Source organism: Sphingobium sp. TCM1, from assembly GCF_001650725.1.
In the GTDB taxonomy this organism is placed as follows: Bacteria; Pseudomonadota; Alphaproteobacteria; order Sphingomonadales; family Sphingomonadaceae; genus Sphingobium.
The window spans coordinates 74,953-87,047 of the sequence record NZ_LXVX01000011.1; the positions used below are offsets into that span (position 1 = coordinate 74,953).

General features: G+C 64.2%; 10 protein-coding genes. 6 read left to right on the forward strand and 4 right to left on the reverse strand.

The features are described 5' to 3' along the window. Positions 1-4: 4 nt before the first annotated feature. Genes A7Q26_RS07985 through A7Q26_RS08000 form a run of 4 tightly spaced genes read right to left on the reverse strand, consistent with a single transcriptional unit; the run spans position 5 to position 3,493 of the window. Positions 5-931: a polysaccharide deacetylase family protein gene (locus A7Q26_RS07985; protein ID WP_066858858.1), complete on the reverse strand. Its 927-nt coding sequence runs from the start codon at positions 929-931 to the stop codon at positions 5-7. Beyond that, positions 931-1,857 (reverse strand): polysaccharide deacetylase family protein, encoded by a 927-nt coding sequence (locus A7Q26_RS07990; protein WP_066858859.1) that lies wholly within the window; start codon positions 1,855-1,857, stop codon positions 931-933. Before A7Q26_RS07990 ends, A7Q26_RS07985 begins: the two co-directional genes overlap by 1 nt. After that, positions 1,857-2,537, reverse strand: coding sequence for an isochorismatase family protein (locus A7Q26_RS07995; RefSeq protein ID WP_066858860.1), 681 nt, complete (start codon positions 2,535-2,537; stop codon positions 1,857-1,859). The genes A7Q26_RS07990 and A7Q26_RS07995 overlap by 1 nt, the downstream gene beginning before the upstream one ends. Continuing rightward, the gene (locus A7Q26_RS08000) at positions 2,534-3,493 is read right to left on the reverse strand and encodes a hydroxymethylglutaryl-CoA lyase (RefSeq protein WP_066858861.1); all 960 of its coding nucleotides are present in this window, start codon (positions 3,491-3,493) and stop codon (positions 2,534-2,536) included. Before A7Q26_RS08000 ends, A7Q26_RS07995 begins: the two co-directional genes overlap by 4 nt. A gap of 166 nt (positions 3,494-3,659) precedes the next feature. On the opposite strand from A7Q26_RS08000, the gene A7Q26_RS08005 reads away from it, so the two are divergent. The 6 genes from A7Q26_RS08005 (at position 3,660) to A7Q26_RS08030 (ending at position 12,053) form a co-directional block, all read left to right on the forward strand. Further along, a complete protein-coding gene (locus A7Q26_RS08005; RefSeq protein ID WP_066858862.1) occupies positions 3,660-4,841 on the forward strand; it encodes a CaiB/BaiF CoA transferase family protein in 1,182 nt (393 codons plus the stop codon). 11 nt (positions 4,842-4,852) lie between these two features. After that, a complete protein-coding gene (locus tag A7Q26_RS08010; protein ID WP_066859040.1) occupies positions 4,853-6,262 on the forward strand; it encodes a 3-isopropylmalate dehydratase large subunit in 1,410 nt (469 codons plus the stop codon). After that, the gene (gene leuD, locus A7Q26_RS08015; RefSeq protein WP_066858863.1) at positions 6,259-6,879 is read left to right on the forward strand and encodes a 3-isopropylmalate dehydratase small subunit; all 621 of its coding nucleotides are present in this window, start codon (positions 6,259-6,261) and stop codon (positions 6,877-6,879) included. Before A7Q26_RS08010 ends, leuD begins: the two co-directional genes overlap by 4 nt. A 109-nt stretch (positions 6,880-6,988) precedes the next feature. Further along, positions 6,989-8,404 carry an MFS transporter gene (locus tag A7Q26_RS08020; RefSeq protein WP_066858864.1) on the forward strand — a complete coding sequence of 472 codons (1,416 nt, stop codon included), beginning with the start codon at positions 6,989-6,991 and terminating at the stop codon, positions 8,402-8,404. A gap of 289 nt (positions 8,405-8,693) precedes the next feature. Continuing rightward, complete coding sequence (locus A7Q26_RS08025) at positions 8,694-10,922, forward strand: TonB-dependent receptor (RefSeq protein WP_066858865.1); 2,229 nt, start codon at positions 8,694-8,696, stop codon at positions 10,920-10,922. A gap of 51 nt (positions 10,923-10,973) precedes the next feature. Next, positions 10,974-12,053 carry an alpha/beta hydrolase gene (locus A7Q26_RS08030; protein ID WP_198162876.1) on the forward strand — a complete coding sequence of 360 codons (1,080 nt, stop codon included), beginning with the start codon at positions 10,974-10,976 and terminating at the stop codon, positions 12,051-12,053. The last annotated feature ends 42 nt before the right edge of the window (positions 12,054-12,095 follow it).

Consider the following 12,095-nt stretch of genomic DNA (forward strand, 5'->3'; position numbering starts at 1 on the left):
GCGGTTAAATATGGGGAAGCGCGGCCTCCACCAGGGCGTCGCCGCGCGCGAACCACAGGTCGTTGCGAGATGCCATGCGGGCCAGCAGATCCTCGAACGCGCCCATGCGATAGGGCAGGCCCATGATATAGGGCGTGACATGGAGCGGCAGCATCCGACCACCGCCATGCGCCGCCGATTCCGCAGATAGCCAGTCCAGCGCGTCGACAACCTGCTGCGCATAGCTGTCGGCCGAATTCTGCTGCACGGTGATGATCTGGCGATCCGACAGTTCATGGTTGAGGGGCAGGTTGACGATGTCGCCCGCCGTCGTGGCGAAGCGATAGGGCAACTCGTCATTGGCCCAGTCGCACATGTAGGTCAGGCCCGCTTCCTTCAGCAGCCGGGGCGTGGCGAAGCTTTGCGACCGGGCGATCGACAGCCAGCCCGTGGGGCGGGTGCCTGCGACCCGTTCGATCGCGTCGAGCGAGCGGGCGATGAGGTCGCGTTCCTCGGCTTCGGGCAGGCCGGTCGCGATCGTGCCGTTCATGTCGGTCGAATGAGCGATGATCTCATGCCCGGCCGCGACGATGTCCCGGACGATCGAGGGATAGCGTTGGGCGATGGCGCCGTTGCAGGCGATCGACACCTGCGCGCCGACCTTCGCGAAGGCGTCAAGCATCCGGTAGAAGCCGACTCGTGTGCCATATTCGCGCGACGTATAGTGGCGATAGTCCGGATAGGCGGTCTGCATATGGCCGGGCGCGCGGAAGGGTTTGTCTTCGGCCAGGATCGGGAACCATTCCAGGCTGACGACGAACCAGGCGGCGACGGCCCTGCCGGTCGGCCAGGTGATCGGGGGGCGATCGAACAGGCTGGACCAGGGGTAGAGGTCATGGTCCATGCCCTTGCGGCGCATGGCATAGGACAGATAATCGGGGTCGAGCGCCATCAGCGGGCCTCCGTCGCGTAGCGTGCGGCGTCGGCCGCAGCATCGTCATAATGATGGGCGAGATAATGGTCGGCGATGTCGCCGCTGCGCGTGATCCAGGCGCGGCCGTCCGCCGCGATGTGGCGCAGCACCTCCTGAAAGGCGCCGATCCGGTGCGGCTGGCCAATCAGATAGGCGTGGAGCGGGATGCACATCACGGTGCCCGATGTCGCGCCTTCCTGCGCGAGCCGGTCGAACTGACGGATCAGCGTGTCGGCATAGTCGCGCGGCGACATGTTGTAGACGAAGAAGCCATAATGGTCGTTCACCTCCAGGCTGTAAGGCATGGAAATGAGCCTGCCGCTCTTGACATGGACCGGCCCCGGTTGGTCGTCATGATAGAGATCGCAGGTGTAGGTCAGGCCATATTCGGCGATCAGGTCCAGCGTGCGCGGCGTGTGGGTGAGGGCCGGGGCGAGCCAGCCCTTGATCGTCTGGCCGGTCGCGTCGCGGACGGTGCGGATCGCATCCTCGATCAGCGCGCGTTCCTGAGCTTCGTCCATGCCGTAGCTGTAGCGGGTGTTGTAGACGCCATGGCTGAAGAATTCCCAGCCGAGCGCGTTCACCTGGTCGATGATCTCCGGGCAATGCTGGCACATGGCGACCGAGAGGGACACCGATCCCTTGAACCCGTGGCGCTCCATCACCTCGGCCAGGCGATAATGGCCCACGCGGTTGCCATGGTCGCGATGGCTGTAGCCGACAACGTCGGGATGCGGCTTTGTCCAGCTCTTGCGGTGCGGGTTGGCGGGCGGATCAAGCTCGTAAAACTCGATATTGGGCGATACCCAGACCGCCACCGTCTTGCCGCCCGGCCATTGCACCTTGGCCCGGTCGCGATAGGGGCGGAAATCGTAGAGCCCCGGATCCATTTCCCCCTCGCGCATCAGCGGGCCTCCAGCCAGTCGATGACGGCCTGCACCGGCTCCACATCGGCATATTTGATCTGGAGGTCGGTCAGGTTGGCGAAATGATAGCTTTCATGCTTGTCCGCGCATGTCTCGATCGGCACGATCGCGCGGAAGCCGTAGGACAGCGCATCGACGGCGGTGGCGCGCACGCAGCCCGACGTGCTGCCTCCGGTCACGACGACCGTGTCGACCTTATGCCAGCGCAGATAGGAGTTGAGCGGCGTTTCGAAAAAGGCCGAGGGCATCCGCTTGGTATATTGCAGGTCGTCGGGCTCGATCTGGCATCGGGGATCGAAGGCGTGGCGCTCGCTGCCATATTTGATGTTCTGGAGCGAATCCTCCGTGTTGGTGCGGGTGCCCCAGACGCCTGCGTCGCCCGCATCGTCCTTGTAGCCGACCCGGCTCCAGATGACGGGCATTCCCTTGGCGCGGGCGAGGCGGGAGATGCTGTTGGTGTATTCGATCTGGCGCGGGTCGGTTTCATAGGCGGTCTTGAACATGTCGATCCGCGTATAGGCCTGCTGAAAATCGACGTTCACGATCGCGAGCTTTTCGCCGAAGCCGAATTTCCGGCGCGCCGGGTTGGCCATCACTTCCTCGAACAAGTCGCGCGCAGTGCGGCCATCGCTGACCATTTTCGTGCCGATGATGCTCATGCGATTGCCTCCTTCATGGTCGCGGGCTGGAAACCGAGCGGGACGCCCGCATCGGGAATGAAACCGAACATCTCCTCGTTCGGCAGGGCGTCGCGCACGATCGTGCGGACGGCGGTGAGGGCGGCGATGTCGATGCCGGTGCGCAGGCCCATGGCTTCGAGCATGAAGACCAGATCCTCCGTCACGATATTGCCCGACGCGCCGGGCGCGAACGGGCAGCCGCCAAGGCCGCCGAGCGAGGAATCGAGCGTGGTCAGCCCGCATTCGATCGCGGCGAGCGCGTTGGCGAGGCCGAGACCGCGTGTATTGTGGAGGTGGATGCCGGTCAGCGCGTCCTTGCCCACGGCGTCATGGACCAGCTTGACGAGGCGACGGACGGCGGACGGATCGGCATAGCCGGTCGTGTCGGACAGGCCGACCTCGTCGCAGCCTGCCGCCATCAGGCTTTGCGCGAGGCGCGCGATCTGCGCGTCGGGGATCGGGCCTTCGAGCGTGCAGCCGAAGGCGGTGGACAGGCTGCCTTCGAAATGCGGGCGCTGATCGGGCGCGAGCGCGGTGATCATGCGGGCGATGCTCCTTGCTTCGTCGACCACCTGCTCATGCGTGCGCCGCAGATTGGCGAGCGAATGGGTTTCGGAGACGGAGAGCGGCAGGGTGATCTTGTGCGCGCCCGCCGCGATCGCCGCCTCTGCCCCGCGTGCGTTCGGCACCAGCACCGCGACGGTCAGCCCCTCTATCGTGCGGGCATGGGCGACCAGTTCGGCCGTGTCGGCCAGCTGGGGCAGGATTTTGGCGGGGACGAAGCTGCCCACCTCTATCTCGCGCACGCCGGCTTCCGCTTCCGCGTCGATCCACGCCTTCTTGGCGGCCAGTGGCATGATGGATTGCACGCTTTGCAGGCCGTCGCGCGGCCCCACTTCGCTGACGAGAATGTCGATGGGGGAAGATATGCTCATGGCAGGACAGCACCGCAACCGCGCCCGGCCGTCCATTCGCCGGCCCGCCTTTATCCACTGTGCGGATAGTTGCCAATCGCAGCCGCCTCCAAACGGCGGAGCCACTTATTCAGGGGTCAGGAACAGCCGGGACGGACCGGACGATCGCGACAATGAGGAGTGCGCCATGGCGCCGGACGATCTGCCGCTCAGCGGCATCAAGGTTGTGGAATTCACCCATATGGTCATGGGGCCGTCGATCGGCGTGATCCTGGCCGACCTGGGGGCGGAAGTGGTGAAGATCGAGCCGATCGGCGGCGATCAGACCCGGCGGCTTCTGGGGTCGGGCGCGGGCTATTTCCCGATGTTCAACCGCAACAAGAGCAGCATTTGCCTGGATCTGAAAGCGCCCGAAGGGCTGGCGGCGGCGCGGGCGCTCGCGGTGCAGGCCGATGTCCTGATCGAAAATTTCCGTCCCGGCACGCTGGCGCGGCTGGGGTTGTCGCGCGAGGCGCTGGCTACGGAGAATCCCGGCCTCGTCTATTGTTCGGCCAAGGGGTTTCTGGGCGGTCCCTATGAGAAGCGGACCGCGCTCGACGAGGTGACGCAGATGATGGGCGGCCTTGCCTATATGACTGGCCCGCCCGGCCGGCCGCTGCGCGCCGGGTCGTCGGTGATCGACATTACCGGCGGCATGTTCGGCGTGATCGGTATCCTCGCGGCGCTGCAAAAGCGGCACCGCACGGGCGCGGGCGGGGACGTCAAATGCTCGCTTTACGAAACCACGGCTTTCCTGGTCGGCCAGCATATGGCGCAGATGGCGGTTACCGGAAAGGCGGCGCAGCCCATGCCGGTCCGGGTGTCGGCCTGGGCGATCTACGACGTGTTCGACACCAAAATGGAGGGCGAGCAACTGTTCGTCGGCGTCGTCAGCGACGGCCAGTGGGTCACATTCTGCCAGGCGTTCGGGCTGGACGCGCTGGGGGCGAATCCGGACTATGCGGTCAACAATCAGCGGGTGCTGGCGCGCGAGGTCATCCTGCCGCAGGTCCGCGCCCTGTTCGGGGCGATGGAGCGCGCCGAGTTGGTCGCGACGCTGGAGAGGATCGGACTGCCCTTCGCGCCGATCACCCGGCCGGACGAACTGTTCGACGATCCCCATCTCAACGCCGGGGGCCTTGTCGACGTGACGCTGGCGGACGGGACCGCGACGAAGCTGCCGACGCTGCCGCTGGAGCTGGACGGCGAACGGATGCAGGCCGGGCGCGACATTCCGCGCATCGGCGAGGATACCGACCGGCTGCTGGAACGGGCGGGCTATAGCGGGTCCGATATCGCGCGGCTCCGTGCCGCCGCCATCGTCGCATGAGCGGGACGGATATGGCGCGCACGCTGTTCGACAAGATATGGGACCAGCATCTGATCGCCGACCTGGGCGATGGCACGGGCCTGTTAGCGATCGACCGCATCCTGTTGCATGAACGCACGGGGGGCGTCGCCTTGCAGAGCCTGGCGGAGGCGGGGCGCAAGCCGGTGATGCCGCGCCAGACCTTCGTGACGATGGACCATGTCGTCGACACGCTGCCCGGTCGGACCGACCGCACCATCATGCCCACGGGGCGCGATTTCATCGTCGCCACGCGGACGGCGGCGCGCGACGCGGGGCTGACGCTGTTCGACCTGGGCGATCCGGGGCAGGGGATCGTCCATGTCATATCGCCCGAACAGGCGATCGTGCTGCCGGGCGTGACGCTGGTCTGTCCCGACAGCCACACCTGTTCGCAGGGCGCGCTGGGCGCGCTGGCGTGGGGCATCGGGTCGACCGAGGCGGAACATGCGCTGGCGACCGGCACGCTGCGCGCGAAGAAGCCCAGGCGGATGCGGATCACCATCGACGGTGAACTGGCGACCGGGGTGACGGCCAAGGACCTGGCGCTCCATATCCTGCAACGCATCGGGTCCGCCGGCGCCAAGGGCCATGTGGTGGAATATGCCGGGGCGGCGGTCCGGGCGCTCGACGTCGAGGCGCGGCTAACGCTGTGCAACATGGCGACCGAATTATCGGCTTTTTCCGGCATCATCGCGCCGGACGAGACGGCCTTCGCCTATCTCAAGGGGCGGACCTATGCGCCGACCGGCGCCCAATGGGATGTGGCCATCGCCCATTGGCGGGGGCTGGCGGGGGATTCGGACGCGTTGTTCGACCGCGACATCCTGCTCGACGCATCGGAGGTCGCGCCGATGTTGAGTTGGGGAACCAGCCCGCAGCAGGCGGTGCCGATCGCTGACGCGGTTCCCCTGTTCGAGCATGTGGCGGGTCGGGACAGCCGCGAGGCCTATGACCGGGCGCTGACCTATATGAACCTCAAGCCCGGCCAGTCGCTGCTGGGCCTGCCGATCGACGCCGCCTTCATCGGGTCATGTACCAACAGCCGCATATCCGACCTGCGCCGCGCGGCGGCGCTGCTGCGCGGGCACAAGGTCGCGCCCGGCGTTCGCGCCATCTGCGTCCCCGGATCGACGGCGGTAAAGGCGCAGGCGGAGGCCGAGGGGCTGGATCGGATCTTTCGCGATGCCGGGTTCGAATGGCGCGAGTCGGGCTGTTCAATGTGCTTCTTTGCCGGGGGCGAGAGTTTCGGGCGGCAGGAGCGGGTGGTGACATCGACCAACCGCAATTTCGAAAGCCGCCAGGGACCGGAAACCCGATCGCACCTGGCGTCGCCCGAAACCGTCGTCGCGTCGGCGATTGCCGGCGCCATCGCCGATCCCCGCCAGGTGAGCCACGCATGACGCCCTTCACCGAACTGACCGCCGTCGCAATGCCGTTGCTGCGCGACAATATCGACACCGACGCGATCATCCCGTCGCGCGAGATGAAGTCGGTGTCCAAGACGGGCCTGGCCGACGGCCTGTTCGCGGGCTGGCGCTACCTGTCCGTGGGCGGCCGGGACCGCAATCCCGACTTCATCCTGAACGATCCGGCCTTCGCCGCCGCGCAAATTCTGTTGGGTGGGGCCAATTTCGGCTGCGGGTCGAGCCGGGAACATGCGGCCTGGGCGTTGGCGGAATATGGGTTCCGGGCCATCGTCGCCCCCAGTTTCAACCCGATCTTCCGCGGCAATTGCGTGCGCAACGGGATCGTGCCGGTTGAACTGCCCGCCGACATCATCGCGATGATCGCCGCGGCGGTCGTCGCCAAGCCGGACATTGCATTGCCGACTGTCAACCTGGCCAATGGCTGGGTCGGGATGCCCGATGGCCGGGCCTGGCCCTTTGCGCTGGAGGAAGAGGCCCGCACCATGTTGTTGGAAGGGCTGGATGCGATCGAACTGACGCTCAAGCAGGCGACGCGGATCGTCGCCTTCCGTGACCATGACCGCGCGTTGCGGCCCTGGGTCTATCTGTAGCATGGGGGCGCTATCCGACAGGCGATAATATCCCAGCCTGATCGCGCGTTGCCGGAGACATCATGCTTTTCTCGCCGCTTCACCTTATAGCGGATGCGTGTAACCGGCCATGAATCATCCCTTCCAACCCGATCCGTCCGCAGCGCAGAGCCTGGAAGCCGCTCCGCCCATGCCGCTCAAGCTCTATATCGGCTGGAGTCTCGGCACGCTGGGGCTGACCAGCTTCATGGTCGGCAGCTACCTGCTGCTGCGCTTCATGACCGATTATATGGCGGTTCCGCCGGCGATCGCCGGGCTGGTCTTCGCCCTGGCCAAAATCTATGACGGCGTGGCCGATCCGATCTTCGGGTCGATCAGCGACCGGACGCGATCGCGCTGGGGTCGCCGTCGCCCCTATCTGTTCGCGGGCGCCTTCGCCTGTGGGTTGACCTTCATGCTCGCCTTCAACGCGCCGATCGTCACCAGCCAGGCGGGCGCGGTTTCGTTGCTGGCCGTGCTGCTGGTACTCCACGCTACGTCCTACGCCGTTTTCGCGGTGCCCTATATGGCGATGCCGGCGGAAATGACCGACCGGCCGCACGAACGATCCAAGCTGATGTCCTTCCGGGTGGTCAACGGGTCGCTGGGCAATCTGATGGGCGGCTGGGCTACCGCCACGCTGATCGCCTTTTTCGGCGGCGGGCTGGCGGGGCACCGGGCGATGGGGATCGTCATCGGCCTTGGCATCTTCGCGGTACTGATGGCCTGTTTCTGGCTGACCCGCGATGCGCGGCTTCGGGTCTATGATCCGCGCGGCCATGTGCCCTATCGCCAGCAATTGCGCAGCGCGATGCGCAACCGGCCCTTCATGATCCTTCAGGGGGCAAAGTTGATGCTGCTGAGCGCGGCCGCGCTGCATACCGCATCGGCCGCCTTCTTCGTCCAGCGCCGACTGGAGATGTCGGATGCCTGGCTGGGCACCATTTACGGCACGCTCACGATCGGCACGGTGATCGCACAACCCTTCTGGCTGGCCATGGCGCGCCGCTATGGGAAACGATCGACCTATACGTTCGGCGGCCTGTTCACGGCATTGATCTGGTTCGCCTGGCTGCCATGGGGGCCGGGAACGCCGGGTTGGATCATCGTCGTCATCGGCCTGGCCGCCGGACTTGGCAATGGCGGCATCGTCATGGTCAGCCAGTCGATGCTGCCGGACGCCATCGAATATCAGTATCTGAGCACCGGACAACGGATAGAAGGCAGCTTTGCGGGCCTCTACATCATGGTCGAGAAACTGGGACAGGCGATCGGCGCATCGCTCGTCGGCCTGCTGCTGGGCCTGTTCGGCTATATCGAGGCCCATGGCGGCACCGAAGTGGTGCAGCCCAAAAGCGCGATAACCGGAATAACACTTTGTTATTGCGTCTTTTCAACGGTATTTCTGCTGATCAGTGTGCTGGTCATGCGCTTCTATCCGCTGGACGAACGCACTATGACATTGCGCGGGCCTGCGGCTCGAAATGATCGCACTGCGGATAATTAAGAGAAACGCCTATATCGCAGCTTGCACGATAGCCAAGCTTACCCCGTGGCCGACGAAAGGTAAAAGCCGGTCGGACAATTAATAGTCGCAAGACAAATCCTGTGCAGGACAGGGTTTTCAAAAATATTAGGGGCCGGGAATGAAAAATACGCGTCAAATCAAAAGCGTTATTGCTGTCTTGCTTGCAGGTGTCGCTCTGCCGACTGTTGCTTTTTCTCAAACTGAGCCAGTCGATGAGCAGTCCGGTGTTGGTGAAATCGTCGTTACTGCGCGTAAGTCTAAGGAAACCTTGACCGATGTTCCGGTTGCGATCACGGCCCTGACCGGCGACGCACTGGATAAGCGCGGTATCACCGACGTCCAGGATCTTGCCGCCTTCACGCCCGGCTTTCGTTTTCAGAACCAGTCGGTCGGCCGCAACGACCGTGGCTACAAGCAATATAATATGCGCGGCATGGTACCGAACAATGCGTCGTCCGTCCGCCAGAACGTCACCATCTTCGTCGATGGCGCGCCGGTCAGCGGCGGCAACATCGCCGGTGTCACCGATGTCGAGCGGGTCGAAGTCGTCAAGGGACCGCAGAGCGCCTTTTTCGGGCGCGGCACTTTTGCCGGCGCTGTCAACTTCATCACGCGCGAGCCCGGCTTTGACTGGGGCGGCACCGTCAGCGCCCAATATGAGCGCTTTAACAGCTATGACCTCAACGCCAGCGTCGAGGGCGGCATCATCGCCGACAAGCTGGCATTCCGCTTGAGCGGGCGGGCTTATCATACCGATGGCCAGTACAAGGATTCGGTCTATTCCGACACGCGGCTGGGCCGACGCAACACCAAGTCGATCAGCCTCAGCCTGCTCGCCCAGCCGACCGAAAATCTGAAAATCCGTTTGTTCGGCGTCTATTGGAACGACAGCGACGGCCTGCCCGCCAATGCGCGCTACGGACAGGATCAATATAATTGCAATGCTGCGGGCGGCGCCACGAACAATTATATCTGCGGCGAACTGGGCAGCGTGCCGATGGGCAGCGCCACCTGGGCGCAATATATCGAGCCGACCGCCTATACCGCGCTCCAGAACGGGACGCTGCTGCACAAGAAGGGCTTTCTGGACCATCTGGGCCTGGAGCGCGACGCGCGGCAATTCCGCCTTTCCGCGGACTGGAACCTGGGCGACTTCACCGTCAGCGCGCTTGGCTCCTACGGCCTCAACAAATGGGGCTTCCTCCAGACCCAGTTCGGTGCGGACCTGCGCGGCATTCCCAATGTCGCGGCGACCGCCGCCAACGGTCGGCTGGGCTATGTCTATTCGCTGACCGAAGGCAATACGCGGGACGAGGACAAATATGTCGAATTGCGCGTACAGTCCCCGCAGGACAAGCCGCTGAAGTTCCTTCTGGGCGTCAACTATCAGAATCTGGAATATGACAATCTGACGACGTCATACGGCACCACCGGCTATGTCCTGGCGACGCCGCGCGGATTGTCGGAAGCAAATACCTACAGCGCCTTCGGGTCGCTGACCTATGACATCATGGACAACCTGTCGATCTCGGCCGAGGGTCGCTACCAGATCGACAAGCAGTCGCAGACGACCTTCTCGACGACGACCTCCTATCTCGCCCATACGTTCAAGGCGTTCACGCCGCGCTTCATCGTGCAGTTCAAGCCCGATACGCGCTCGTCCATCTATGCTTCCTATTCGCGGGGCAATCGCGCCGGCGCGTTCAACAGCGTCTATTATGCGCAAAATGATTTCGTGAAGGCGCAGATCGACGCCGCATCGCCGGTCCAGGGGGTGATCCCGGAAGAAAAGCTGTGGATGGGCGAACTCGGTTACAAGGCGCAGTTGTTCGACAATCGCGTGCGGATCCTGGCTGCCGCCTATTATGGCAAATGGACCGATCGCGGCATCCCCAGCGCCATCCCGATCTATACCGATGCCGCGGCGCAGGCGACCGGCGTCACCAACGGAACGGTGGTCATCACCGCGCCGGGCGGCCGGGTCGAGGTCAAGGGCATCGAGTTGGAGACGACCTTCAAGGCGACCGACAATCTGCTGCTCGAAGGCACGTTCAACATCGCCGACACGAAAATCCTGAACACCTATAGTTCGGATGCCTTCGCCCTGACCGGCAATGGAACCCCCTATGGCACGCAACTGCCCTTCTATCCCAAGATCACGGGGACCGCGTCTGCCACCTACAGCCGGCAGATCGGCATCTTCGACGCCTATGTGCGCGGCGATGTGATCTATACCGGCAAACAGTATGAAACCGAAGCGAACCTGGCCTATACGGCGCCGGCTGCGACGGTAAATCTGCGCGTCGGCGCGGAATGGGACGGCAAGCGGATCGAGCTGTTCGGGACCAACATCTTCAACAACAAGACGCCGACCAGCCTGGCGCGGGGTACCTACGCCACCTATACTGCCGCGGGCATAGCGACCACCCGCAACGCCATCACGGTGTCACTGCCTGATCGGCCGAGCTACGGCATCAAGCTCAGCACCAAATTCTGATCGGACGAGGGGCCGGAGCACTGCTCCGGCCCTTTTTCCATGGGGACATATATGATCCGAAGAATGCGGGGTTTCCGCTCTCTGCTCCTGCTTTTGGCCGGTCTTGCCCTGACGGGCGCCGCGCCGGTCCAGCCGGGGGCGGTCGACTATCCCCTAGCGCCACAGGCGCCGCAGCCCTATCCGGCGCTGACCTTCACGCTCGACGGGGGTGTGCGCGGGATCGCTGATCTGACCTACGCCACGCAATATGGCTATCGGCCGTTGCGGCTCGACCTTTATCTCCCGCCCGCCGATCGTCCCGTGCCCAGGACCGGGCGGCCGGTGATCGTCTATGTCCATGGCGGGGGCTGGGTGATCGGCAACAAGCGGCAGCCGGATTTTCACGGCCATTTCCTGCAAACCATGGCGGCACTGGCGCGGCGGGGCTATATCGTTGCCTCGATCGAGCACAGGTTGCGCGAAGAGGCAGGGTTTCCGGCAGCGACGCAGGATGCCAAGTCGGCGATCATGTGGCTGCGCAAGAATGCGGCGAACTATGATATCGACGTCAACCGGTTTGCCATCTGGGGGGGGTCGTCGGGTGGCAATATTTCCGGCAATGTAGCGGTCAGCTGTGGCGTCAAGGCGCTCGATCCGGTCTTTTCCGTTTACACACCCAAAGGCGCAACCCCGCCGCCCGATCCGCTGGCCGGCTATTCCAACTGCGTCCAGGCCGCCGTCGCCTGGTACGGGGTGTTCGACTTCAAATCGCTCAGGGCGCAAGCCATCCCTGGCGGCGACGCGAATTTCGACGAGCCGACATCGGCCGCGTCGCGCTATCTGGGATGTGCCATCCAGTCGTGCCCGGCCGACATTATGAAGGCCGCCAACTCGGTCGCATTGGTCGATGCCGGTGATCCGCCGATGCTGTTGGTCCACGGGACGGGGGATACCAATATTCCCTATGGCCAGTCGGTGGAAATGGACAAGGCACTCAAGGGCGCGGGCGTTTCCTCCAGGCTCCTGCTGATCCCGCATTCGCTCCACGGTTTTCGGGCCAAGACCGACGATCAGTCCGCAGCGGACATGCGCGCGGCGCTGGAGGCGACGTTCACCTTTTTTGACGAGACCATAGGCAAAGGTGGGCGCTGAGCCTGCCCGAAAATTGTGGCTCAGCGGGACAGGGGGGGCGTC

Coding starts and splice junctions, on each gene's coding strand:
- leuD (WP_066858863.1), top strand. CDS start 6,259: ATGACGCCCTTCACCGAACTGACCGCCGTCGCAATGCCGTTGCTGCGC.
- A7Q26_RS07995 (WP_066858860.1), bottom strand. CDS start 2,537: ATGAGCATCATCGGCACGAAAATGGTCAGCGATGGCCGCACTGCGCGC.
- A7Q26_RS07990 (WP_066858859.1), bottom strand. CDS start 1,857: ATGCGCGAGGGGGAAATGGATCCGGGGCTCTACGATTTCCGCCCCTAT.
- A7Q26_RS07985 (WP_066858858.1), bottom strand. CDS start 931: ATGGCGCTCGACCCCGATTATCTGTCCTATGCCATGCGCCGCAAGGGC.
- A7Q26_RS08030 (WP_198162876.1), top strand. CDS start 10,974: ATGATCCGAAGAATGCGGGGTTTCCGCTCTCTGCTCCTGCTTTTGGCC.
- A7Q26_RS08010 (WP_066859040.1), top strand. CDS start 4,853: ATGGCGCGCACGCTGTTCGACAAGATATGGGACCAGCATCTGATCGCC.
- A7Q26_RS08000 (WP_066858861.1), bottom strand. CDS start 3,493: ATGAGCATATCTTCCCCCATCGACATTCTCGTCAGCGAAGTGGGGCCG.
- A7Q26_RS08020 (WP_066858864.1), top strand. CDS start 6,989: ATGAATCATCCCTTCCAACCCGATCCGTCCGCAGCGCAGAGCCTGGAA.
- A7Q26_RS08005 (WP_066858862.1), top strand. CDS start 3,660: ATGGCGCCGGACGATCTGCCGCTCAGCGGCATCAAGGTTGTGGAATTC.